This window comes from Sanguibacter suaedae (assembly GCF_016342785.1).
GTDB classification, from domain to species: Bacteria; Actinomycetota; Actinomycetes; order Actinomycetales; family Cellulomonadaceae; genus Sanguibacter; species Sanguibacter suaedae.
The window spans coordinates 97,492-122,003 of record NZ_JAEINH010000004.1 but is presented as its reverse complement, the minus strand read 5'-3'; the positions used below and the strand labels follow the sequence as shown (position 1 = coordinate 122,003).

The following is a 24,512-nucleotide window of genomic DNA, read 5'->3' as shown; positions in this document are numbered from 1 at the left end:
AAACGATACCGCTGCGCGCGCTCTTCACCCGGTCACGGGACGAACGCGACGACGACCGTCCCCTCTCCCTGCACCGTGACGTGCCCGGCGTCGTGGGCCACGAAGACGGACTCCCCGCGCCCCACCCGCCCGAGCGACCCGGCAAGGTTCGACAGCTCCACCTGCCCGTCCAGGCACAGGAGGATCCTGGGACCGGTGTGCGTGACGACCGCCTCGCCGGCGACCCTGCCGTAGAGGAGCGAGAACTCCTGCGCCGGTGCCACGTACCTGGTGAGCCCGCCCGGTTCGGCCCGCAGCACGGGACGCACCGGGGGCCGGGGCACATAGCTCGCGCAGCCGAGCAGGGCCTCGATGTCCACCCGCTTGGGGGTGAGCCCCGCGCGGAGCACGTTGTCCGAGCTCGCCATGACCTCGACGCCCACGCCGCTCAGGTAGGCGTGCACCTCGCCCGCGGCGAGGAAGACCGCCTCCCCCGGGGCGAGGGACACCCGGTTGAGCATGAGCGACACGAGCGCACCGGGGTCGCCGGGGTGGTGCTCGGCGAGCTCGACGGCCGTCCGGTCGCCGCGCGACCGGAACTCGCCGCGGGCGATCCGCGCCCGGACGGAGGCCGCCGTCCGGGCGACGTCCTCCGCGCAGTCCGTCCCGCGGGCCGCGAGCGCCACCTCGAACGCGCGCCGCACGCCGCGCGCGTCGGGCGAGGCCGTGAGCTCGTCGCGCATCCGCCCGACGCAGTCGCCGTCGAGGCCGTCCAGGAGCTGCAGGGCGCGGGCGGGGCGACGGAACCCGCACAGACCCTCGAAGGGTGTCAGGGCGAGGAGCATCTCCGGCTTGTGCTGGTCGTCCTTGTAGTTGCGATCCGGCGAGTCGACGGGCACCCCGGCGGCGTTCTCCCGGCTGAACCCGGCACGCGCGACGTGAGGGGCGGGGTGGACCTGGAGGGAGAGCGGACGGTCGGCCGCGAGGACCTTGAGGAGGTAGGGCAGGCGTGGTCCGTACTCCTCGACGACGGCCCGCCCGAGGAGCGCGTCGGGTGCGGAGCGGAGGAGGTCGGACAGCGCCACGGGCGTGGCGTCCTCGGAGTCGCACGGGCTGCACGAGGACGGCAGCCCCGCGTGGGCCCCGAGCCACATCTCCGCGACGGGTCGCCCGTCGGCGGGCACGCCGAGCAGGTCGGGGATCGCCGTCGGCGACCCCCACGCGTAGTTCTGCACACCGTTGGTCAGACGGTATGCACGGCTGGTCCCCCCCAGGTCAGCCACGGCTCTCAGAACGCCCCGAGGGCGTCACCGAGCGGCCCGCGCACGAAGTAGAGGACGAACAGGACGCTGGCGACCCACATGAGCGGGTGGATGGCCCGGATCTTGCCGACGGCGACCTTGATGACGACGAACGCGATGAAGCCCGCACCGATGCCTGCGGTGATGGAGAACGCGAAGGGCATGAGGATGATGGTGAGGAACGCCGGGATGGCGATCTCGTAGTTCTTCCAGTCGATCCCGGACACCTGCATGACCATGAGGAACCCGACGACCACGAGCGCGGGCGTCGCGGCCTCGAACGGCACCATGTCGACGACGGGCGACAGGAACGTCGCCAGGAGGAACGCGAGGCCGGTCACCACGGACGCGAGACCGGTGCGCGCACCGTCGCCGACGCCCGCCGCGGACTCGATGTAGCTGGTGTTCGACGACACGGACCCGGCGCCCCCGGCGATCGCGCCGAGGGAGTCGACGACGAGGATCTGGCGGGTGCGCGGCGGGTTGCCGTCGGCGTCGAGCAGGCCGGCCTCGCCGCCGACGGCGACCATGGTGCCCATCGTGTCGAAGAAGTCCGCGAGCAGGAGCGTGAAGACGAGGAGGACGACGGCGACCACCCCGATCTTCTCGAAGGAGCCGAAGAGCGAGAACTGGCCGAGGAGGGAGAAGTCGGGCAGCGCGACGATGCTGTCCGGGACGGCCGGCGAGTTGAGCTCCCAGCCGGTCGGGTTGGTGCCGTCCGTGCCCTGGGGGCCGACGGTCGCGACGGCCTCGATGATCACCGCGAGGACGGTGGACGTGAGGATCGCGATGAGGATGGCGCCGTGGACCTTGCGGACCATGAGGACGACGGCGACCAGGAGCCCGACGACGAACACCAGGAGCGGCCACCCGGCGACGGAGCCGCCGACCCCGAGCTCGACGGGTGTGGCGAGGCTCGCGGGGATCCGCACGAAGCCGGCGTCGACGAGCCCGATGAACGCGATGAAGAGGCCGATCCCGACGCTGATGGCCGTCTTCAGCTCCACGGGGACGGCGTGGAAGACGGCCTCGCGGAACCCCGTGAGGACGAGCACGAGGATGATGATGCCCTCGAGGACGACGATGCCCATGGCGTCCGCCCACGTCATGTCGGGCAGGCTCGCGATGGAGAAGGTCACGACGGCGTTGAGGCCGAGCCCTGCGGCGAGCGCGAGCGGGAAGTTCGCGACCACCCCCATGAGGATCGTGAGGACGCCCGCGGCGAGGGCGGTGACCGCGGCGATCGCCGCGAGGTCGGGCTCCGTCCCGCCGCCGAGGTAGGCACCGGTGCCGTCGGGGACGGTGCTGAGGATGATGGGATTGAGGACGATGATGTAGCTCATCGTGAAGAAGGTCACGAGGCCGCCGCGCACCTCGGCGCCGATGGTCGATCCTCGTTCCGTGATCCTGAAGTACCGGTCGATCGCGTTGGTGGGCTGGGCGTCCGCAGCCGTCGTGTCCGTCACGGGCGCGATCCTTCCACGACGAGCGCCCTCGCGTCCCCCACGGCCCGCATCACGGACCGAGGAAGATCTGGGCGCAGAGCATCTCGTCGACCTCGTCGACGGTCATCGGGGTGCACGCGACGCCCAGCTCGGTGAACTCGGGCGACAGGAGGTTGGACCGGTGCCCGGGCGACCCGAGCCACGCGTCGACGACGTCAGCGGCGGACGCGGCGGCCCGCGAGAGGTTCTCGCCGGCCCTGGAGGCCGGTTCGCACGCTGCGGAGACGGGGGCGAGCGGGGCGTGGACGAGCTCGCCGCCGTCGGCGACGAGGGCCTCCGCACGCGGGAGGGCCTGCTCCTCGGCGCACGACGACGGGGCGAGCGGCTCGAGGCCCTCGGTCTCCCGGGCCGCGTTGGTCTCGTCGACGACCTGCTGCGCGTACTCCTCGGGCGTGCCGAGGTCGGCGGGCGCGTCGTCCGTGCCCGGGGAGACCGGTGCCACGCTCTGGGTGGACGGGGCCTGCGTCGGCGTGGTCGTCGGGCCGTCGGCCTGGCCGCACGCCCCGAGGAGCAGCCCTGCGGCGGCGGCGAGGAGGACCCCGGCAGGTGCGCGCCTCACGCGACGATCCGGACGGGGGTACCGAGCGGCAGGGCCGCGAGCCGGATCATGGTGTCCTCGTCCATCCGCAAGCACCCGTTGGACACGGGCCCTTCCCTGGTGTCGTGGTAATGGAACGCGGTCACCGCCACGGGCGCTCCGAGGAACCCGTCGAGGGTCGGTGACTGGACGGCGAGCGCGACGATCGGCAGCCCGCGCGTGTACGCGGCCTCCGGGTTCGTGAACGTCGTCATGATGAAGGTCCGGCCCAGGGGTGTGGGCGTCGCCGGGGCTCCGTACCCGAACTCCGTGGTGCTGTGCACCACCTCGTCGCCGGCGAGGATCCGGACCTCGCCGGCGAGGCTCACCTCGACCGACGCCGCGTTCGTCATGTCCCGCACGTCGGTGGTGCGGCCCCACCCGGGCGGCTGGGCCACGACGCCCTCGGACGGCAACCCTGACCGTGCGGGGAGCAGGACCCTCGCCCAGTGCTCGTGCTGCTCGATCACCGGGACGACCGTCCCGTCGTGCTGCTGCTGGGCGGGGAGCTGCGCGACGGGCGGGCTCCCGGGCTCGGAGAACACGGGGGCGCTCACCCCTGCCGGGGTGACGGCGCCGAGCGTGGGAGCCTGCGGGTCGGAGTCCAGCGGCAGCGCGGGCAGGACCGCGTAGACGTCGACCACAGGCAGCGGTGCGAGGTCGTAGACCGCGGGGTCCGCCGCGGGGCCCTCGTCGGGCGGGGTCGACGGTGAGGGCTCCACCGACGCCGAGGGCGACGGGGCCGGCGAGGGAGGCGCGGCCTCTGGCTCCTGCGGACCGCTGGCGCCCCGCGTCACGCCCCACACGACGGCGGCGACGATCACGGCGAGCAGCACACCGATCGGGACGACGAACCTACGATGGCGAGCGTCCACGAGTTCCCCCTTGTGGTCGTCGGGCCTGAGGTGCCTGCAACCGGCACGAGGGCCCCCCGGGTGACCGGGAGACCCTCGTCAAGCGTATCCGTGGATCAGATGCGCGCCTGGTTGCGACGCTTCGCGAAGAGGACGGTGCCGATGCCCGCGAGGGCCAGCGCGCCTCCCCCGAGGGCGAGCGGCGTGGCCGAGGAACCGGTCACGGGGAGGGTCGCGGAGGGCGAGCCGGCCGCTGCGACGGCGACGGCCTGGGTGTTGATGACGTCACCCTCGGCGTCGACCGCGGTGAAGGTGTAGGTGCCGGCCGCGGAGAGCGTGATCGCGAACGACGCGTCACCGTTGGCGTCGGTCGCCTTCGTCATGGTGGCGGTACCGGCGATCGCGATGGCGCTGTCGGGGATGGAGGTGGGCGACGAGGTCACGGTGACCGTGATCTCGTCGTTCACCACGGGGCCGTCGATGTAGTAGTTGACGGCCTGGCCCGCGGCGACGCTGGTAGCCGTCACGGTCGAGTCGAAGTCGCTCGCCTCGTAGGCGGACGCGGCCGCTGCCGGCGCCAGGACGAGTGCCGCGGCCGCTGCTGCGGTGGCTCCGATACGTCGGTTCATGTGCGATTCCCCATTTTCGTGTTCGTGGACTGCCCGTGCAGTCTGGTGCGACCTCAGACGCATCATCCTCATGATGTCGCGCACGAGGCACCCCTGAGCTGCGTCCGAGTATCCCGTGGGCCCGGCGTAAAGCGCAAGATCACGTCACCACCCTGTGACGGGCTCGTGACAATGGTGTAGGAGAAGGTCTGGGACGCACCCGGCGACAATAGGGTGGTAATTCCGGCGACAAAGAGTTCCTCGTGCAGCTGCGACTGCACCCCCACAGGGTTCCCACCTGCGGTGACGTCCTCGATGCGGCCACCGTCGGGCGCGTAGACGAGGAGGTTCGTCCGGACGTCGCCGGGAGTCACGATGCCGCCGACGCCCGTCACGTACTGGGGCAGAACCCCCGGATCCACCGGGGCCGTGGAGGTCAGGGACACGTCCACCCGGAGCCTCTGCGAACCGTCCGCGAGGCACTCGAGGACGGTGGTCGTCACCGAACGGTCGAGGTAGTAACCCATCTTCCCCGCAGTTCCGTCATTGAGGAAGATACCGACGACAGGTCGCCTCTCGCCGTCCTGACCTGCGGCGACGCTTCCCACCAATTCCCCGCCGAGGACCGTCGGAGCCAAAAGCTCCTGCTCCTCCGGATGGGCGGACCACAGAAGAACACGCCCTTCACGTGCGGATTGTGCGAGAGCGGGGATGATCTTCGATATTTCACCCGCTCCGGCGAGCACCTCCTGGAACAGCTGTGCGGCGACAACCTGGAAGAACACGTCGTGCTGGTCCGGGTCGGCGATGTCCAGGTACACGCCGTTGATCAGGTAGTCGACGACGTTGTCGGACGTGAGGCGCGGCCCCACAGGAGGATCGATGGGACCCGTGGCCCCCATGATCCCCGCGAGGACGACCGGGTCGATCGAGAGCACACCGTCGACGGCCCGGTCGTCCTTCTGCGCCCACAACGCGACCGCGAGCTCTGCGGTACGCGGGAAGTCCGGCGTGAAGTTCACGTCCGCCATCTTGCGGGCGAGGTCCTCGCCGAAGAGGGCGCGCTCCGCCTCGCCGACGTCGAGCACCGTGGTGTCGGACTGGAACTCGCTCGCAGGGCGTTGGTCCTCGATCGTCACCCGGCCGTCCTCGGCGGAGAGCAGGATCACCGAGCCGGGCAGCCCTCCCGTCGCCCTCGGCTCCGCGTTGTTCTGCACGAGGAGCAGGTAGCGGCGGGGCCCCTCGCTGCCGAGCATCGGCGGGGCGAGCCGCACCGCCCGCGACGCCGTCGCGGTGGTGGACCCCACCTCCGCCATGACGTCGGTGAGCTCGGTGACCGCGTCGCCCAGCGGACCCACGAGCTCGTCGGGGTCGAGAGCGACCATGTCGTCGAGGCCCGCCTGCACCGCGGCGTCCGCAGCCACGACCCGCGGCGCGACCTCGACCAGCGGACCGAGGTCCACCCGCCCGTCCGTCTGGGCGAACCCACCCGGGCCGGCAAGCCGGGCCGCATCCGCGAACGCCGGCAGCGCATCGACCGCGAGGGAGTCCACCACCTCGGTGACCACCTGCACCGCCTGCAGGTTGGGGCGCGCCACCGGCAGCACGGACACCACCGACCAGTGCACACCGGTCGACGACTCGCGGGCGCTCGCAGCACGCTGCTGCAAGGCCTCCAGCGTGGCGGCGGCCTCGTCCTGCGCACCGTCCTCGACCTGCTGCTCCAGCTCGGGGACGAGGTCCGCGGCCACGGTCAGGTCGTCACGGACCGCGAGGACGTCACGCGCCACCCACACGCCGAGCCCCACGAGCACCACGACGAGGCAGCCGAGCACGACGAGGACCGTCGTGATCGTGCGCCGCGCCCGCGGCGACATCCGGGCGCCGCGCGCGGACCTGCGCGACCTCGTGCGGGGCGCAGCCCCGTCGTCCGGCCGGTCCGTCGTCTCGTCGTCCGTCGCTCGCATCGTGCTCCCACGCCCTCGTCCCTGCGGTCGCCGTCATGCTGCCACGCCACGACCCGCCCGGCGGTCCGCCACACGCTGCAGACCCCACCAGCACCGCGCCCGAGGAGGACCACGGACCCCCCGGGGTGGGTGAAGTTCACCCCGCCGCCCCGCCGCGCCGCGCAGAGACCTCCCCGCCGTCGCGCCCCGCTGGCAGCATGTGCCGCATGCAGCCCCTGGTGATGGTCGTGTACGGCACCCGACCCGAGGCCATCAAGGTCGCGCCGCTCATCCGCGCGCTCGAGGCCAGCACCGCGCTCGACGTCGTCACGGTCGTCACCGGCCAGCACCGCGAGATGCTCGACCAGGTCAACGAGCTCTTCGGGATCGTCCCCGACGTGGACCTGGACGTCTTCGAGCACGGACAGTCGCTCGCCCAGGTCACGGCACGGGTCCTCGAACGCCTCGACCCGGTGCTCGTCGAGCGCAGGCCCGCGGCCGTCGTCGTCCAGGGGGACACCACGACGTCGACCGCGGCGGCGCTCGCGGCCTTCTACCGGCAGCTCCCGGTGGTCCACCTCGAGGCGGGTCTCCGGTCGGGCGACATCGCCTCACCGTTCCCCGAGGAGGCGAACCGCCGCATCACCACGCGCGTCGCGGCGCTCCACCTGGCACCCACCGAGGAGAGCCGGGACAACCTCGTGCGGGAGTCCGTGGACGCGGCGACGGTCGCCGTCACCGGCAACACCGTCATCGACGCGCTCCTCGCGACCGTCGCCAAGGACGTTGCGTTCACCGACCCGCGTCTCGAGCAGGCCGCGTCGTCGGGCCGGCCGGTCCTGCTCGTCACCACGCACCGGCGCGAGAGCTGGGGCGGGGCCATGGAGGGCGTCGGACGCGCTCTGCGCCGCATCGCGTCGGACCGCCCGGACCACCTGGTCGTCCTCCCCGCCCACCGCAACCCCGTGGTCCGGGAGGCGGTGCTGCCGCACCTCGAGGGGCTCGACAACGTCCTCGTCACGGAACCCCTCGCCTACGGGGAGTTCACCCGCCTCCTGGCGGTGAGCCGCATCGTGCTCACCGACTCGGGCGGCGTCCAGGAGGAGGCCCCCAGCCTGGGCCGCCCGGTGCTCGTCATGCGGGAGAACACCGAGCGGCCCGAGGCCGTCGAGGCCGGCACGGTGCTGCTCATCGGGACGGACGAGGACAGGATCGTCACCGAGGTGAGCCGCCTCATGGACGACGCGGAGCACTACGCGGCGATGGCCACCGCGACGAACCCGTACGGCGACGGACGGGCGAGCGGGCGCGCCGTCGCTGCGATCGCCGAGCTCCTCGGGGTCGGGACCCGCACGGACGACTTCACGGTCCGGACGACCGCAGCGACGAGCTGACCGGTCAGGACACGCTGTCCTCGAGGACGTCCAGGCCGTCCTCGGTGGCGAGGAGGTCCGCGACGGTGTCGTCGGCGACGGCGGCTGCGAGCGGGGCGAGCGCCTCCGCGTCGAGCGCGACGATCGACTGGGTGCCGTCAGGGCTGCGCCCGGTGCCCTCCGTGGGGACGGTGAGGAAGGTGACGTCGTCCGCTCGCAGACCGGACAGGCTCGCGCCGAGACGTCGCATGTCGCCGAGCCCGAGCGTCTCGTCGACCGCGACGGCACCCGTCACCGTCGTGAGGAATCGGGTGAGCCGCACGGGGTCGGAGAGCGTCCCCTCCGAGAGGGTCGTGGTGAGGATGGACCGCATCCAGTTCTGCTGACGCTTGACGCGGTCGAGGTCGCCCCCGGGGAGCCCGTACCGCTGACGCGTGTAGGCCAGGGCGGCGGCACCGTCCATGTGGTGGGTGCCCGCGGAGAACAGGAGCCTGTCGTGCTGGTAGGTGTCCTCGGGGACCGTGATGTCGACACCGCCGAGGACGTCGGTGAGGGTGATGAACGACTCGAAGTCGGCCACGGCGACGTGGTCGATCCGGATGCCGGTGAGCTGCTCGACGGTCTCGACCATGAGGGTCGGACCGCCGTACGCGAAGGCCGCGTTGATCTTCCCCTGCCCGTGCCCGGGGATGTCCACCCACGAGTCGCGGGGCACGGAGAGGAGCACCGCGCTCCGCCTGTCGGCCGCGACGTGGACGATCATGATCGCGTCCGTGCGCTGCCCTCCCTGCTGCCACCCGGCAGGGTCGTCGGTGTCGATGCTGCCGTCGGCGCCGAGGACGAGGACGTTGAGGGCGGTGTCCGCCTGACCGGGGACCGTGGGGGCCGCGCCGGGCCGGGACTCCTCGTCGAGCGCGGCGAACGGGTCGTCGATGCGGTCCACGTTCCCGTCGAGCCACGCGACGAATCCGGCGACACCCGCCGTGGCGGTCACGAGGAGGCCCCCCAGGAGGAGGGCGACGACGAGCAGGGGTCGCCGCCGCGGACCACGTCCGGAGGCGTCGCGGTGGGCACGGACGGCGCGGGCGCGACGAGCGGGGGCCGGGCGCGCGGGAGCGCGCCGACGGTCGGCGTGAGGGGGCACAGCCGCCATCCTACGGTTCACCTACCGTTGGTCGGTGGGGCCGAGGCGCACCCGGTGGGCGACCACACCGCTCACCGACACCCACATCCGCACGACCGGGTGAAAAAGGGCGCACGACGAGCACGAGCGCCCCAAACCGGGCACCGTGGGACGGTGCTCCCGCGGGCGATCGATAGTCTGGCTCGACGGACTTCGCCCGCACCAGGTCGGAGCGACGGCAGGGGGGTGGCAGGTGCGAGTCGTGCTGGTGACGCACCACTACGCCCCCGAGAACAACGCCCCCCAGCGCCGGTGGACCGCGCTCGTCCCGCGGATCGTGGACGCGGGACAGGACGTCGTCGTGTTCACCCCTCCACCGCACTACCCGAGCGGCACGTCGGAGGACACGTCGGGGGCCCTCGACCCAGGGACCTCGTCCCTCGGGGAGCACGGCGAGACGGTCCACCGCGTCCGGTTCCGTGAGCACGGACTCGACCTCAGGTCCCGCTCCGTCGACCAGGCCGTCACCGCCGCGGACACCGTCCGGCGGGCGCTCCTCGTCCTGCGCCGACGCGCGGCACGACCCGACGTGATCGTGTCCACGGCGCCCGGGCTCCCGTCCATCGGCGCCGGGTGGCTCCTGGGACTCGTCCTGCGCGTCCCGCACGTCATCGAGATGCGCGACGCCTGGCCGGACCTCATCCACGCCAGCGGCATGCTCCGCAACGGCCAGACCCGGGTGTCGAGGAAGCGTCGCGTCCTCACCGCGGTCGCCGACCGGGTGCTCACCTGGTGGCAGCGCTCCGCCGCCGCGGTCGTCACCACGACGGACTCCTTCGCGGACGTCCTGCGGTCGCGCGACGTCCGCCACGTGGAGGTGATCCGCAACGGCGCCCCCCTCGACCGCCTCTCCCCCTTGCCACCACCGTCGGTGGAGGGCACGACCCTCCACGTGCTCTACGTGGGCACGATGGGACGCAGCCAGGGCCTCGAGGTCGCGATCCGTGCGGCCGCCGCGGCCCGGACGGTCGGCATCCCCGTGCACGTGCGGTTCGTGGGTGGCGGGGCCGACGAGGAGCAGCTGCGGGCGCTCGCCCTGGAGCTCGAGGCGCCGGTGTCGTTCGTGGGGCGTGTGCCGTGCGAGGAGATCGTCGACCACTACCGGTGGGCGGACACCGTGCTGGTGTCGTTGCGCGACTGGGCGCCCTTCGAGTGGACGGTGCCGTCCAAGACGTACGAGGCGCTCGCCCTGCGGCGCCACGTGTCGGCGGTCGTGGCCGGGGAGACCGCCCGGCTCATCGCGTCCGTGGGCGCGGGGGACGTCGTGCCCCCCGGGGACGAGGCCGCCCTGGCGCTGCTGTGGGGCCGGCTCGCACGCCACCGCGAGTCCCTCGCCGTGGGACCGGCGGGCCGCGAGTGGGCCCTCGAGAACGCGAACTTCGACGAGCTCGCGCTCGCCTACGTCCGGCTCCTCAAGGGCGTCGCAGGATGAGCGGTCTCGCCTCCGGTCGGCCGGGCGAGCTCCTCAGCAACGCGACGCTCGCCTGGACGACGGTGCTGCGCCACCTCGTCGAGGACCCTCTGCTCCTGGCGGTCCAGGTGGTGCGCCGGGCACCACGACGGGTCGGGGCGGCAGCGGCAGGCGCCCTCCTCGCGGGTGCGCGGGGGCGGCAGGTCTCGGTGCGGGCCGCGACGGCACTCTGGTTGCTCGACCGGCCGGACGAGGCCAGGTCCCGGCTGCGGGCGGTGTTCGCCCGGTCCGCCGACCGCGCGGGTGGGCGACGGTCACCGACAGGACCGGTCCGCGCACGGCTCGCGGGGGAGCTCGCGGTGCAGCTGGGCGTCACGGACGACGCGCCGGCCGCGGTGCGGGCGTCGTCGCCGTCGGTGGAGGTCCGGGCCCGGTGGCAGAGCGGGGACGTCTCGGGCGCCGTCCGTGCCGCCTCCGCGCAGCCGTCCACACGTGCGCTCCACGCGCGCCTGGTGTCGGAGGCCGCGGTCATGACCGTGGGTCACCTGATCGGTGAGACGGCGGGCAGTGGCACGGCAGCGAGGACCGGTGGCACGTCCGTGGTGCACGTCCTCACCAACTCCCTCCCCCACACGCAGAGCGGGTACGCGCAGCGCAGCCACTCGGTGCTCCTCGCCCAACGAGACGCGGGCCTGCGCCCCGTGGCGACGACGCGCCTCGGGTACCCGGTGTCCGTCGGCAGGCTCGGCGCCCGGCACACGGACGTCGTCGACGGCATCACGTACCGGAGGCTCCTCGCACCCGTGGCGGGCCGCACCGCGGAGGACCGGGTCCGGCAGGGAGTGGACCTGCTGGTCCCCATCGCCCGCGACCATGGCGCGGACGCCCTGCACGCCACGACCAACTACACGAACGCGCTCGTCGCCCGGGCCGCGGCGCACCGCCTCGGCGTGCCGTGGGTGTACGAGGTCCGCGGACTCCTCGAGGAGACGTGGGTCGCGAGCCGCCCGAGCCGGGCCGAGCGGGAGACGGCGGCCGCGAGCGAGCGCTACCGGATGCTCCGTGCACGCGAGACGGAGCTGACGCTCGCCGCGGACCACGTGCTCACCCTGAGCAGCACGCTGCGCGCCGAGCTCGTGGACCGCGGCGTCCCCGAGGACCGCATCACCCTGGTGCCCAACGCCGTCGACGCGGCGCTCCTCGACACCCACCTCTCCCCCGCCGAGGCGCGCCAGGTCCTGGGGCTGCCGGCCGACGGCCTGTGGGTGGGAACCGTGTCCAGCCTCGTCGACTACGAGGGTCTCGACACGCTCGTCGCGGCCGTCGCCCACCTTCGCGGGCGAGGCCTCGACGTCCGTGGGCTCATCGTCGGCGACGGCGTGTCCCGGCCCTCCCTCGAGGCCGCCGCGCACCACCTCGGGATCTCGTCGGCCGTGACCTTCACGGGCCGCGTGCCCCGCGACTCCGCCGCCCTCCACCACCAGGCGCTCGACGTGTTCGTCGTGCCGCGCAGGGACCACCGCGTGTGCCGGCTCGTCACACCCCTCAAACCCGTCGAGGCCATGGCGTGCGCGCGCCCCGTCGTCGCCAGCGACGTGCCCGCCCTCGCCGAGCTCGTCCGCGAGCCGGGAAGCGGTCACCTCGTCCCACCCGGCGACGCCGTCGCGCTCGCGGACACCATCGCCGGTCTCGCCGAGGACGCGGACCTCCGCCGTGCCCTGGGTGCGCGCGGGCGGACGTTCGCCGCCGGGCGGACATGGCGTTCCGTGGGGGCGACGTACCGGGACGTGCTGCACGGGGCCGCCCGCGGGGTGGTCTCATGAGCGGCGACGGACTGCCCTGGCAGCAGGTCGAGGTGGTGCACCTCCAGGGGCTGCACCCCGTGGGCCGACGGCCGGGGCTGCGCGAGTACGTGGCCCAGCTGTGGGCGCGCCGGCACTTCGTGGTCGCCGACTCCAGGGCGCGGGTGGCCAGCGGCACCCGGCAGATGATCCTCGGGAACGCGTGGCTCGTCCTCAAGCCCGTGCTCGACGGGCTCGTGTACTTCGCGATCTTCGGGCTGATCCTCAAGTCCGGGCGGGGCATCGACAACTTCGTCGGGTACCTGCTCATCGGGGTGTTCATGTTCCAGTTCACGGCGCGGTGCCTGAGCGTGGGCGCGAGCTCCGTGAGCGGGGGGCGCACCCTCATCCGGTCGTTCCTGTTCCCCCGCGCCGCGCTGCCGGTCGCGGCCGTGCTCCGGGAGACGCTGAGCATGGTGCCGGTGGTCGTCTCCATGCTGGTGCTCGTGGTCGTGGTGCCTCCGCACGCAGAGGTCACGTGGCGGTGGCTGCTGTTCCCCGGGGTCTTCACGCTCCAGCTCGTCTTCAACGCAGGCATCGCGCTGCTGGCCGCTCGCCTCGTGGCGCGGGTGCGTGACCTGTCGAACCTCATCGGGTTCTTCACGAGGTTCTGGTTGTACGGGTCGGGGGTGTTCTTCTCCTTCGACAGCTTCGTGTCGGACCCGACCGTCCTGGCCGTCGTGAAGCTCAACCCCATGTACGTGGTCCTCGACATGACGCGCGACGTGCTGCTCTACGGGCGGACGCCGGAGGCGGGGTCGTGGGTCGTGCTCGCCTCGTGGGCGCTCGGGGCCCTGCTCCTCGGCTTCGTCTTCTTCTGGCGTGGGGAGGAGACCTATGGACGGGAGTAGGCCCTTCTGGGAGAAGGACGTCACCGTGGCGGTGGCCAACGTGCACATGCACTACCGGGTCCCCTCGACGCGGGCGGCGCCCGGGGGCCGCGCGGCAGGAGTGGGACGCGCTGTCCGGAAGGTGGTGGGCAGCCAGCCCAAGGTCCTCGTCCGGGCCCTGGCGGGGGTGTCCCTCGCCGCGTACCGGGGCGAGTCGATCGGGATCATCGGGACGAACGGCTCCGGGAAGAGCACGCTCCTCCGCGTGATCGCCGGCCTCGAACGCCCGTCACGGGGCGAGGTGGTCGCCGAGACGAGCCCGGTGCTCCTCGGCGTGAACGCCGCCCTCGTGCCCGACCTCTCGGGCGAGCAGAACGTCCGCCTGGGGTGTCTCGCGATGGGACTGTCCCCGGAGCGCACGGAGGAGGTCCTCCCGGACGTCGTGGACCTCGCCGGCATCGGCGATGCCGTCTACCTGCCGATGCGGACCTATTCGTCGGGCATGGGGGCGCGGTTGCGGTTCGCGATCGCTGCCGCCGCGAACCCGCGGATCCTCCTCATCGACGAGGCCCTCTCCACGGGGGACGCGGCGTTCAAGGAACGCAGCGAGCGACGCATGGACGAGCTGCGCGCCAACGCCGGGACCGTGTTCATCGTCAACCACGCCGCGCAGGTCATCGAGGAGATGTGCACACGCGCCATCTGGCTGGACCGTGGGCGCGTGGTCCTCGACGGCCCCGCCGAGGAGACCGCCCGACGCTACCGGCTGTGGGCGTGGAAGGTCAGCAAAGGAGAGCAGGACGCCGCCGATACCCTGCTCAAGGAGACCATCGCCGAGAGCTCCCCCTCCAGCGTGAAGTTCGCCGCCACCGCCCAGCGCGGGTCGCCCGTACGGCACGCGAGGAGGCACTGATGGCCGACGAGCGCGCCGTGATCAGGACGGCCATCTACGGGAGCTGCGTCAGCCGCGACACCTTCGAATACCTCGACCAGGACCGCTTCACCCTGGTGCGGTACATCGCCCGCCAGTCCCTCATCAGCGCCTTCTCCCCACCCTCCCCCGTCCCCGCGGAATGGCTCGAACGCCTCGACTCGCCCTTCCAACGCCGCATGCTCGCCGACGACTTCGCCAGCTCCCTCCCGACCTTCCTCCAGGAGCACGGCAACGACATCGACCTCCTCCTCTGGGACCTCACCGACGAACGCCTCGGGGTGTACGAGCTCCCCGACGGGAGGTACGTCACGCGGTCGGTAGAAGGCATCCAGTGCGGCGTGGACGAGCGGCTCGGGGAGGAGGCGAGGTCGGTTCCCCTCGGGTCCCCGGAACACCTGCGACTGTGGGGCGCCGCGCTCAACGCGCTCACCGTGCTCGTCGCAGACCTTCCCCGCCGACCCCAGGTCCTCGTGGTCGCCCCACCGTGGGCCGAGCACGACTCCGAGGGGAACCCTGCACCGTCGAGCTTCGGGCTCCACGCCGAGCAGGCGAACGTGGCGTACGAGCCGTACGTCGACGCTGCCCGCCGTCTGGGGACCGTCCTGACCATGGACGACCACCTGACCGAGACCTCCGCGGACCACCCGTGGGGGATAGCGCCGTTCCACTACGCGAAGGCCGTGTACGCGCGCCTCGCACGTCAGATCGAGACGACGCGCCTCCACCGCTGATGTGCACTCAAGCCTCCGGCACACGCCCGAGGAACCGTTCGATGGTCTGGCCCACCACGAGGTCGGGCTTCCTCCTCCGAAGATGATCCACGTCGAAGGCGGGGTCCCAAACGAACTCGAAGTCCTTGAAGAGCCTGGCGAACCACCAGCTCAGCTTCGCTGCCGACTGACCGCTGCCGAAGAACGAGTTCCCGAACACGACGACGCTGGCATCGATGAGCGCCTCGTCGTTCCGCCAGTGGAGTCGGGATCCGATGTGCCGCCCACCTGGGGGGTCTTCAACGACGTGCGGTGCGATCTCACGGCTCGGCCACGCGGCGACATCGTCTGGTTCCAGCTGCGGGTCCCACAGGTCGATCCCGAAGAACCGTCGTCCGAGATCGCCGTTGATCAAGGTACGCCTGCCGAGGACGACGTCCGAGAGGACCGACGGGTCGACGGAGATTCTCGGCAGGAGTGCGCGGGTCAGCGTCAGAGCCCCCGAGGCAGAGAGATGACCGTCGTGGCGCAGCCATGGGTCGTCCTGCCCCGGCCTCCACGACGATAGGGCGTCGAGCGCACTGACGTAGAAAGCACGCGGTGACATCTCCATCTCGAGCGCACGGAGGGCGGGCGTGGCTCCCGACACCCCGTCCAGGAGCTGGTGCATGATGCTCGACTTCTCGGGGATGACCAGCTGCACGTAGGTGGTGCCGATCTCCGAGGCGACCTGTGCCCGGCGTTCGAACAGGGATGACCACCTGCCCACCACCTCGTGGTGCGCTCGGACCTCCTCGACGCCCGCTGGTTCCCGGTATCGCGACGCGAGATCGTTCGAGCCACCCGTGAGGAAGATGTGCCCGGAGTGCCCCAGCTCGGCGGATCCGTCACCAGACTTCAGGCCGACAGGGAAAGGGACGTAACTCAGGCGCCGATGATCCTGGGGATGCACGTTCGCTGACGGGACCGAGACACCCGCTGGCGACCGGACGGTCGCCGGGTCGACGGTCTCGACGCTCCGTACCAGCCGTGCGACCTCGTCCCGCTCGACCAGACGGGCGCGAGGCAGCGTAGAGCTGCCCTCTGCGTCCTCGAGGACCACCGCGCACTCCCCGGTCGTCAGGGCACCGGGCGGGAGGGCGTCGACCAACCGGACGAGGATCCTCCGATTCCGCACCCCGATGCCCAGCACCACGTCCCTTCGCTCAGGGCCGATCACGACAGAACCCAGCGCCTCACCCCGACGGCTGACCACGGAGACCCGCGGCAGTCTGCTCTCCTCCGGTGCACGGACCCATCCGGTGAGAGTGCACCTGTCCTCGGACACGCTCTCGACGAATCCGACCTGCATGTCTCGTCTGCTCTGGGGTCGCCCCACTGGCTCCTCCACCATCACGGTGCGAGAGACAGGTCGACGACCACGATGGGTGACGGTTCCGGGAACGTGTCGCCGTCAGCGCTGTCCCGCCGCGGCGGGACAGCCCTCCAGAGTAGGAGACTCCTGGACCTCGCGTCCGCCAAGGCGCACGCCCCGTACGTCACGACGTCATCGAGGGCCGGAGCTCCTCGGACTCCGGACCACGGCAGGGACGCTGGCTCCGTACTCACGGCGCAGTCCTCCTCGTCGATCGTCAGGCGCGAGACCCCGTCCCTGTACCGCACGTCAACCGACAGCCGGCCGCCTGTGATCGTCAGCTGTCCGATCTCCAGGTCGAAAGGGAGGCTCCCACGGCCACTGAAGTCCCACACCGCGTCCCAGGAGGTCAAAGGGCGCCGGGTCCACGCGGCGCCCACGAACCTCCACAGGTGCAGCTGCTGATAACCGTCCCGGTCCCGCAGGTGGGCGAGGACCACCGGGCGGTCAGCCGAGTCGAAGCCGAGACGGACATTGTTGTTGATCAACCCTGCTCCAGGCGGGACCGGATCGACGACCAGCTCGTCACTCGACCTCAGCGGCAGCTCCAGCAGGCGCCCGGCGGCAGATCGCCACTCCTTGAGCTCGTCACTTACTGCGTAGCAGATCGTGTGCGTGCTCTCCGAGTCCGGGGAGTCGCGCCAGACCCAGAGGAGGTGGTAGCGGCCGTCGGGCCCGAGCCGGGGAGCGTCTCCGTCCAGGTATGCGCTGCGCGTTCCCCCTCCGTCGATGATCGGGGTGTGCACCAAGGACCGCCACGCCTGTGCGTCCTCACTGTAGACGTAGCCCCGCTGGACACCGTTCCCGCTCTGCCCGTCCCGGAACCAGAAGGTCACCTCGCCGGTCGCGATCGGCACGAAGCGCGGGTAGGTCACCCTGCCCTCGAGGTCGTTCGAGACCATCTCGGCCCTGCGCGCCAGGGTCCCGATCGAGTCGTCGGTGGACCGGAAGTAGTCGAGAGGTGTCGCGTGCATGTTCGCCGCCACGTGGAGGCACCCCGCACGGTCCGCAATCAGGGAGACGTAGTTGTGGCTGTCCCATCCGATCCAGGTCGGGAGCCTCGTGAACCACCAGTCCTCGCTCCCGCCCTGCCTGCTGGCGACCGTGAGCTGGCGCTCATGGTCGTAGAACCCGACCGTCAACGACTCGTCGGACCTCCAGATTCCGGGTTCGACATAGATGTCGGACACGGCGTCGACCAATCGCGACCTCGAGACGACCTTCCAGCCCGAGGGGAGCTCACGCCCGACGTCCTGGTCCTCGTAGAGCACGTCGAGGGACGCCGTGCTCTCGCCGTCGGGAGTCTCTTGGACGGTGGCGCTCATGGGAGGTCCTGACTCTCGACGAGGGCGACAAGGTCGCGCGCCCTGCTCAGGAAGGAGTGCTCGGCGGCAACGGTCGTCGCTATCGCGCGCAGCTCCTCGTCACCGACGAAGGCCTGCTCGACCGCGCCGGCGATCTCGCTGAGAGTCTGCAGGGTGTCGTACGTGCGCACCGCACCTCCGAATAGCGCCTCCAGACCCTCGACCTCGTCCGACACCACCCGCGCCCCCGCAGCCACCGCGTCGAAGACCCGGTTCTGGATGAAACCGTCGGCCGCCATGTCGTCCCAGTGGTCAGCCAGCACGTAGTCGGCCCGCCGGTAGACGTCGGCGAGCTCGTCGTTCGCGACGTAGGACCCACCGAAGACGTCGTCCGGGACACGGCCCTCCCAGCCTGGCCCGAAGACCGTCACCGGAAGGCCCAGGCTCAACGCGTCCTGCACCGTGCGTCGCTCACGCCCGGGATGGACGCCGCCGACGAAGACGCCGCGACCGGTGCGCGGCGGCATCCGGTCCGGAGGACCGAAACGATCGGAGTCCGTCGCCTGGAGCAGGACGTGGACCGTCTTCCCCGTGAGGTCCTCCATTCGGCGCGCCCAGGGCACGGATGCAGCACAGACGATGTCGTACTCGAGGAGCTCCTCCGCAGTGACGAGCTCGGGGTGGCTGATGACCCAGAGGACGTTGGTCTTCCCGGGGTGGGGACGGACGCGATCGAGTCCTCGGAGAGCCAGCAGGACGTCGTCGAAACGACTCGCGTCGACCTCATGCGCCCCGTGCCGGTAGGTCACGGGTTGCTGACCGAGCGACCTCAGTCCGCTCGCGAGCGACTCCGCGAAGTGCGTGTCCCCCCACCCATCCCCACGCCCGCCAGCGTTCGCCGCGATTCTCAACCCCCAGCGGCGCGGAGCTCCACGCCGCCGCGCCAGCTGGATCTTGGGGGCGAGGACCGGTGACCCGTCATGCCCGATGCTCGCGATCTCGAAGCCGCACGAGTGGAAGTGCGCCGACTCCGGCTGCGGCATCCGCGTGGCCCACCGTTCGAGAAAGATCCGACGGTTCTCGGTCTGGTTCCTCGTCCGGCCCGGCGTCTTGCTCTCGAGGTGGGTGAACACCGAGTCGGGCTCGACCGCGAAGCCCTTCCCGGGGTTCGTTGCGAGCATCCGCAAGCACAGGTCGACGTCCTCCATCCCGTTGACGTAGAACGGGTCGAAACCGCCGAGCTCGACGACGTCCCTGGTGCGCAGGAGGACGGCTGCGGCTGTCACAGCACTGAAGATGAGGCCTCCGGCGGCCTCCGAGTCCTCGAGGGCGTGCCCTGCGAGGAAGTGGACGGGGAGAGCCCCGCTCGCCGGGAACACCGTCCCTGCCGTCTGGATCGTGTCGTCGGCATACGCCAACACCGGCTGGACGCCGAGGACGTCGTCACGGAGCAGACGGTCGACGAGAGGCCCGAGACCCCCGCGGCGCACCAGCGTGTCGTTGTTGAGGAACAGAGTGAGCTCCCCTGATGCGGCAGCGGCGCCGAAGTTGCTCCCGATCGCGAAGTTGAGGTTCCTCGGGAGCCGACGGTAATGCAGGTTCGCCACCCCAAGGCAGCCGGTGAAGAGCCTCAGAGCGACCTCCGGGTTGGACCCGTTGTCGACGACGATGACCTCCGTGTCCGCCCACGAGTCGTCACGGAGTACCGACTGCGCGGCTCGGAGGGTCATCTCGGCGTCGTTGTAGGTCGGGATGACGACCGACACGCGTCCGCGCACACGTTCCACGGTCGGGTCGGGCCACTCGACCCATGCCTTGCCCAGGACGACCCACTGCCAGTGGTCGGACTCGCGGACAGTGATCCGGTCGGAGAGGTCGCTGGAGTGGGTGTAGTCGCATGCGATGATCGGGACGAGAGGCACGGGACTCCTTCGCGCCACTCGGATCGCGAAGTCGTGGTCCACCCACCTCCGCAAAGACTCGTCGAACCCACCCACCTCGAGCGCGAGATCGCGCTCCACCACGAGGACGTTCATGTCGACGTGGTTGAGGATCCGCAGGTGGTCGAATCCTCCCTCGAACGCCCTGAAGACGTCCGCTGCTCCTTGGCCACGCACGATCCTCGACCCGGCGTGAGCGGCCCGGCCGCCGGACCCCCGGAACCACTTGAGCATCATCTCGAGATAGTCGGCCCGCCAGGTGTTGTCGGAGTCGAGGAACGCGACGTACCGACCACGCGCTCGCTCCAGGCCCACGTTGCGCGCCCTGCTGACCCCGCTGGGTTCGAGGGTGACGATGACGATCCTGCTATCCGCCTCCGCATACCCGGTCAGGATCTCACTCGTCTCGTCAGTCGAACCGTCATCGACGACGACCAGCTCCCATCCGTCGAACGTCTGCGCCAGGACCGACTGGATTGCGGCGGCGATGGTGGACTGCCGGTCGCGGACCGGCAGCACCACCGACACGGTCAGGCCTTCCTGGAGGACGACCTCGGAGGCCTCGGCCCTCCATCGGGCCTCTCGTGCCTCGTCCCAACTCGTCGACTCGCGAGGCCCCGCCAACCGTCGGGAATCACGGACGGAGACGTGGTGGAGGACCGCCTCCTGTCGCAGCTGGTGGTAGACGGCCCCTGATCGTGGGTTCTCCGGCTGCACCGCGAGGCACGTACCGTCATCTGCGGATGACTGGAACCATCCGAGCGGTCCCCCTGGATGTTGTCGCGCTGCCGCATCCTCGACGCACCGTGGGTCGAAGAGGTCGCTCGTCGGTCCGGCCGCAGCCTCGTCGGTTGACCAGAAGGACACGAAGTCCTCGGCCCGCCCGAACTTCATCGAGGCGCGCAGCTTCTCGGGCAGGGAGTGCACGTCGACGAGGAGGGACGGAGCGTGCATCTGCTCCATACCGATGTTCAGGTAATGCGCTGCAGCGTCCTCGTCCCTCTGGAACCGCGCCCCCGAGACGGCCGAGTAGTACTCCGTGTCGAGGATCGACGTCTCGAGGAACCTCCCGACGAGCGGATGCGTCTTCCAGGTCCGCTCAGGAGTACTGGCAGATGTGGCCGGGACGGGAACCTCCACCGCCCTGATGCCGGCTGCCGTGAGACGTTCACCGATGCGCCAGTCCCACTCCGACGCGCGTTTGTGGTTCTGCTCGACGCGGCGGTCCACCGCTCCGACCCTCGTCAGGAGCCTCGCTGTGGCTCGACGAACCGTGAGGAGAACCGCGGTCACACCGATGAGAAGTGCACTGAGGCCGACCTCGACCCCGATGTCCGGCACGAACCAGATCGCGGCGAGGATCGTGACGAGGACGAGAGCGCCGATGAGAGGCAGGGAACTCCTGATGCGTGATCTCACGAGGACGAGTCCTGTCTGTCAGGCTGAGGCGCGCCAGGCGCCACGCATGTCGATGATGTTCCGGGACCGGATCTCGGCTCCGAGCGACGCGAACTGCGCATGATTCACGAGGAGCACGACGACGTCGTCCTTTTCTGCTTCCGCCGAAGTCACGAGAGAGACGTTCGGACAAAGAGCCAGAGAACTCGGGAGAGCGTCCACGTTCGGCTCGACGACGTCGATCACGATGCCCGTCAGCCGAGAAGCCACATGCTCGACCACCGCGACCGCAGGCGAATTCCTCAGGTCGTCGATGTCTGCCTTGTAGCTCAGGCCGAGCATCACCACCCGGACCGCCTCGGTCTCCTTGACCGCCCGGACGACGCGCTCCGCTACGTGCCCAGGCATGCTGTCGTTGACGTTTCTCGCGGTCCGGACGAGACGCGCGTCCTCCGGAGCGGCCGAGACCAGGAACCACGGGTCCACCGCGATGCAGTGCCCGCCGACCCCGGGGCCGGGCTCCAGGATGTCGACCCGGGGGTGGTGGTTGGCCAGTCGGATGAGCCCCCACACATCGACGTCGAGCTTGTCGCAGATGAGCGAAAGCTCGTTCGCGAAGGCGATGTTCACATCGCGGTACGCGTTCTCCACTAGCTTCGCGAGCTCTGCGGTCTCCGCGTCGGTCTCGAGAATCTTCCCCTTGCAGAAGACCGCGTAGAGGGCGCTTGCACGCGCGGTTGCCTCTGCGGTGAGACCGCCCACGATCCTGTCGTTGGTCACGAGCTCCACCATGATGCGACCTGGAAGCACTCTCTCAGGGCAGTGAGCCACGTGGATGGCGACCGCAGGGTCCGGGCCATCGAACGAGAGGTCCGGGCGTGCGCTCACGAGTCGGTCGGCGAGCAGTCGCGTGGTCCCAGGAGGGGACGTGGACTCGAGGATGACGAGCTCTCCCCCTCGCAGCATGGGAGCGATCGCGTCGGCCGCGTCCATGATGAACGACAGGTCGGCCGAGCGTCCCGCCAGGAACGGCGTAGGGACGGCGACGACGTAGACATCAGCGTCAGGCGGAGCCGACTGTGCGCGGAGCCGACCTCGGGCGACGGCTCCGGCGACGGAGATCTCGAGGTCGGGTTCGACGAACGGTACTTTTCCGCGATTCACCGCGTCGACGGTGCTCGGGTTGATGTCGACCCCGACCACGTCGAACCCGTGGGTCGCGAGGACAGCAGCGGTCGGCAGGCCGATGTAACCCAGACCGATCACTGCCACGACTGCACTCTGATCACTTGCCATCGGTGGCATCACTCCTGTTCCTCACACCATCACGTGACCGAGCGCGAGGCCCGCCACCTGCACGTCGGAGCCGGCTAGGATCTCGGCGTCGCTGACCGTCCACGTGTGCGCGAAGCTCCCTGGCCTGCGCACCTGGACGAAGTTGAATCGGTCCGCTGAGTAGATCGAGCTCCCAGCCGCGAGGGAGCTCACGAGGAACCCGGTGTCCTCTCCGGAGCGCAACGGAGGAAAGCGCACCACACGCGCAAGGTTCCGGCTGCATGTGATCGTCGGTCCCATCACCCTGTCGGTGAGCCGGTGCTCACGGTCACCCGATCGGAGCGCGAGGACGTCGGCGCTGCCGAGGTGCACGTAGTGCGCCTGCTTCCCCACGACGTCCGCCCCGCTGTAGTCCATGGCGTAGAGCTGGTCGGAGAGGTAGTGGGGGCCGTAGAGGTCGTCGTCGTCCATCTTGGCGACGACCTCGCCGTCGGCGGCGTCGACGAGCAGGTTGAGGCACGCTCCCAGCGGGACGTCCTGGTCGGCGTCGAGCAGGACGACGTCGTCGATGCCCAGGTCGTGGGCGGCTGCGCGGATCGACGCACGGTCGACGTCGAAACCGTGGGTGAGCATCGCCAGCTGCGGGCGGACCCCCACCTGGGCGGCAACGGTCCGCAGGACGTGGTCCACCTGGTGCGGACGGTTGGTCGAGACGATCGCCGTGATGCTCGGCCGCGCGAGCGCGGGGTCGTCGAGGCCGGCCGCCGCGAGGACCTGCCCCACGCGGTGTCCGTACGTGTGCTCCGACCAGATGCGCCGCTGCGCCCGGTGGGTGGCACGGTCCCGGAGCTCCTTGGACCGCACGAGCGCGCGGACCGTGTGCTCGGCCTCGGCCGCCTCGGACACGGTGAACACCTCGTCCGGTGGGAAGAAGGCGTCGATGGCGGCGCTCGGTGTGCTCACCACGGGTGTCCCGCACGCGGTGATCTCGAAGATGCGGCGTGCGCACATGCTCGGGGAGCCCACCACCGAGTTCACGTTGAGGAAGACCTTGTACTCCCTGTACGCGGTGAGCATCTGCTCGTAGCGGAGGGACCCCACCACGTGCTGCGCGAACGGCTCCGGGAACTGGTAGCGAGGGTCGCCGCCGAGCTGCCGGGAGAAGATCTCCAGACCGGTCGACATGCGGGCGCCCGCCCGGTGCGCGGCTCCGAGGAGGAGGTCCATCTGCTCACGGCGCTCCGGGTACCTGTGCGTGAAGTACATGCCGGCGAACGCCACGTCACGCTCCGGTCCCCGACCGTGCGCCCGGACCGGGTTGTGGATCGCGGGCTGCGCCGCGAAGCTCATGGTCGACACCCGGTCGTGCCCCAGCGCGTCCCGGTACGCGGGGAGCATGGTGCTGTCCGTCGTGAGCACCTGGTCGAAGAGCCGGGCCGCGTCGAGGAAGTCGTCGAAGTGCGCCGGGTCCTCCTTGTTCCAGAACACCGTGGGGACCCCGTGCTCGCGGCACCACGACACGAGCTCCACGAACGCGGGCCGCGGCGCGCTCGTCCCCGTGAGGTGGTAGCTCCACGCTCCACCGTTCCCGGCCCACGCGGACTCCACGAACAGCAGGTCCACCGGTGTGCTCTCGAGGGTCTCCCGCCACGTCGTCGGGTCGAGGAGCACCTGGTCCCACTCATGGGCGAACGCCGTGCGCGAGAAGTCGTCGAGGACCACACCGACGCGCAGGCCCGGCCGACGCGGGTCACGTTCCGGGACTGGCCAGGCGTCGAACGCCAAGCGACCGTGCCGGTCGGTCCGTCCGCTCGTGGCAGGGAGCCCGGAGCCGATGCGTCGTCGGGCCCACCACGTGCGGAGCTGCGGGACGCCACCGTGCCGCAGGTGCCACAGCGCACGCCGCGCGCTGTCCACGCTCCGGCCGGTCCGGCTCACGCACATCCCCCCACCTCGTGGCCACCTCTCCCCGTCGACGCAGCGCCACTCGCACGCTATCGCCTCGCCCGTCGCAGCCGACCTCGACAGGCCGGACAAATGTGGCATCGCACCTCGTTCTTCCACCGGTCGGGATTTTTTCACCCGACGACGGTCGGCCGGCGACGCTCCGTCCGGCTCCGCGCGCCCTC

General features: G+C 70.8%; 18 protein-coding genes. 6 read left to right on the top strand and 12 right to left on the bottom strand.

Annotation, left to right across the window (positions count from 1 at the left end):
* Positions 1–32: 32 nt before the first annotated feature.
* From manA to JAV76_RS06285, 6 genes are all read right to left on the bottom strand, one after another.
* Complete coding sequence (gene manA / locus JAV76_RS06310; RefSeq protein ID WP_198733187.1) at positions 33–1,262, bottom strand: mannose-6-phosphate isomerase, class I; 1,230 nt, start codon at positions 1,260–1,262, stop codon at positions 33–35.
* A gap of 5 nt (positions 1,263–1,267) precedes the next feature.
* Entirely contained in the window at positions 1,268–2,746 is a 1,479-nt protein-coding gene (locus JAV76_RS06305) for an NCS2 family permease (protein ID WP_198733186.1), read from the bottom strand.
* Positions 2,747–2,795: 49 nt separating this feature from the next.
* Entirely contained in the window at positions 2,796–3,344 is a 549-nt protein-coding gene (locus JAV76_RS06300; protein ID WP_198733185.1) for a CAP domain-containing protein, read from the bottom strand.
* Entirely contained in the window at positions 3,341–4,237 is an 897-nt protein-coding gene (locus JAV76_RS06295) for a L,D-transpeptidase family protein (RefSeq protein ID WP_198733184.1), read from the bottom strand. The genes JAV76_RS06300 and JAV76_RS06295 overlap by 4 nt, the downstream gene beginning before the upstream one ends.
* A gap of 95 nt (positions 4,238–4,332) precedes the next feature.
* Positions 4,333–4,845: an LPXTG cell wall anchor domain-containing protein gene (locus JAV76_RS06290; protein WP_198733183.1), complete on the bottom strand. Its 513-nt coding sequence runs from the start codon at positions 4,843–4,845 to the stop codon at positions 4,333–4,335.
* A gap of 68 nt (positions 4,846–4,913) precedes the next feature.
* Positions 4,914–6,791, bottom strand: a complete 1,878-nt coding sequence (locus JAV76_RS06285; RefSeq protein ID WP_198733182.1) for a DUF4012 domain-containing protein — start codon at positions 6,789–6,791, stop codon at positions 4,914–4,916.
* Positions 6,792–6,997: 206 nt separating this feature from the next.
* Here JAV76_RS06285 and wecB point away from each other — a divergent pair, with 206 nt between their 5' ends.
* A complete protein-coding gene (gene wecB, locus JAV76_RS06280; protein WP_198733181.1) occupies positions 6,998–8,164 on the top strand; it encodes a non-hydrolyzing UDP-N-acetylglucosamine 2-epimerase in 1,167 nt (388 codons plus the stop codon).
* A gap of 4 nt (positions 8,165–8,168) precedes the next feature.
* Here wecB and JAV76_RS06275 read toward each other — a convergent pair whose 3' ends face one another.
* Positions 8,169–9,287 (bottom strand): LCP family protein, encoded by a 1,119-nt coding sequence (locus JAV76_RS06275; RefSeq protein WP_307844030.1) that lies wholly within the window; start codon positions 9,285–9,287, stop codon positions 8,169–8,171.
* Between the two features lie 241 nt (positions 9,288–9,528).
* Between JAV76_RS06275 and JAV76_RS06270 the strand changes: the two genes are divergently transcribed.
* Genes JAV76_RS06270 through JAV76_RS06250 form a run of 5 tightly spaced genes read left to right on the top strand, consistent with a single transcriptional unit; the run spans position 9,529 to position 15,073 of the window.
* Positions 9,529–10,758, top strand: coding sequence for a glycosyltransferase family 4 protein (locus JAV76_RS06270; RefSeq protein ID WP_198733180.1), 1,230 nt, complete (start codon positions 9,529–9,531; stop codon positions 10,756–10,758).
* Positions 10,755–12,560: a glycosyltransferase family 4 protein gene (locus JAV76_RS06265; RefSeq protein ID WP_198733179.1), complete on the top strand. Its 1,806-nt coding sequence runs from the start codon at positions 10,755–10,757 to the stop codon at positions 12,558–12,560. Before JAV76_RS06270 ends, JAV76_RS06265 begins: the two co-directional genes overlap by 4 nt.
* A complete protein-coding gene (locus tag JAV76_RS06260) occupies positions 12,557–13,429 on the top strand; it encodes an ABC transporter permease (protein ID WP_230401941.1) in 873 nt (290 codons plus the stop codon). The genes JAV76_RS06265 and JAV76_RS06260 overlap by 4 nt, the downstream gene beginning before the upstream one ends.
* Complete coding sequence (locus JAV76_RS06255) at positions 13,416–14,321, top strand: ABC transporter ATP-binding protein (protein ID WP_198733178.1); 906 nt, start codon at positions 13,416–13,418, stop codon at positions 14,319–14,321. The genes JAV76_RS06260 and JAV76_RS06255 overlap by 14 nt, the downstream gene beginning before the upstream one ends.
* The gene (locus tag JAV76_RS06250; RefSeq protein WP_198733177.1) at positions 14,321–15,073 is read left to right on the top strand and encodes a DUF6270 domain-containing protein; all 753 of its coding nucleotides are present in this window, start codon (positions 14,321–14,323) and stop codon (positions 15,071–15,073) included. The genes JAV76_RS06255 and JAV76_RS06250 overlap by 1 nt, the downstream gene beginning before the upstream one ends.
* 7 nt (positions 15,074–15,080) lie before the next feature.
* On the opposite strand, the gene JAV76_RS06245 is transcribed toward JAV76_RS06250, so the two are convergent.
* From JAV76_RS06245 to JAV76_RS06225, 5 genes are all read right to left on the bottom strand, one after another.
* Positions 15,081–15,722 carry an alginate O-acetyltransferase AlgX-related protein gene (locus JAV76_RS06245; RefSeq protein WP_198733176.1) on the bottom strand — a complete coding sequence of 214 codons (642 nt, stop codon included), beginning with the start codon at positions 15,720–15,722 and terminating at the stop codon, positions 15,081–15,083.
* 722 nt (positions 15,723–16,444) lie between these two features.
* A complete protein-coding gene (locus tag JAV76_RS06240; RefSeq protein ID WP_198733175.1) occupies positions 16,445–17,791 on the bottom strand; it encodes a BNR repeat-containing protein in 1,347 nt (448 codons plus the stop codon).
* Positions 17,788–21,129, bottom strand: coding sequence for a glycosyltransferase (locus JAV76_RS06235; protein ID WP_198733174.1), 3,342 nt, complete (start codon positions 21,127–21,129; stop codon positions 17,788–17,790). The genes JAV76_RS06240 and JAV76_RS06235 overlap by 4 nt, the downstream gene beginning before the upstream one ends.
* Before the next feature lie 18 nt (positions 21,130–21,147).
* Complete coding sequence (gene wecC, locus JAV76_RS06230; protein WP_307844028.1) at positions 21,148–22,380, bottom strand: UDP-N-acetyl-D-mannosamine dehydrogenase; 1,233 nt, start codon at positions 22,378–22,380, stop codon at positions 21,148–21,150.
* Between the two features lie 45 nt (positions 22,381–22,425).
* A complete protein-coding gene (locus tag JAV76_RS06225) occupies positions 22,426–24,327 on the bottom strand; it encodes a glycosyltransferase family protein (protein ID WP_198733172.1) in 1,902 nt (633 codons plus the stop codon).
* Between the last annotated feature and the right edge of the window lie 185 nt (positions 24,328–24,512).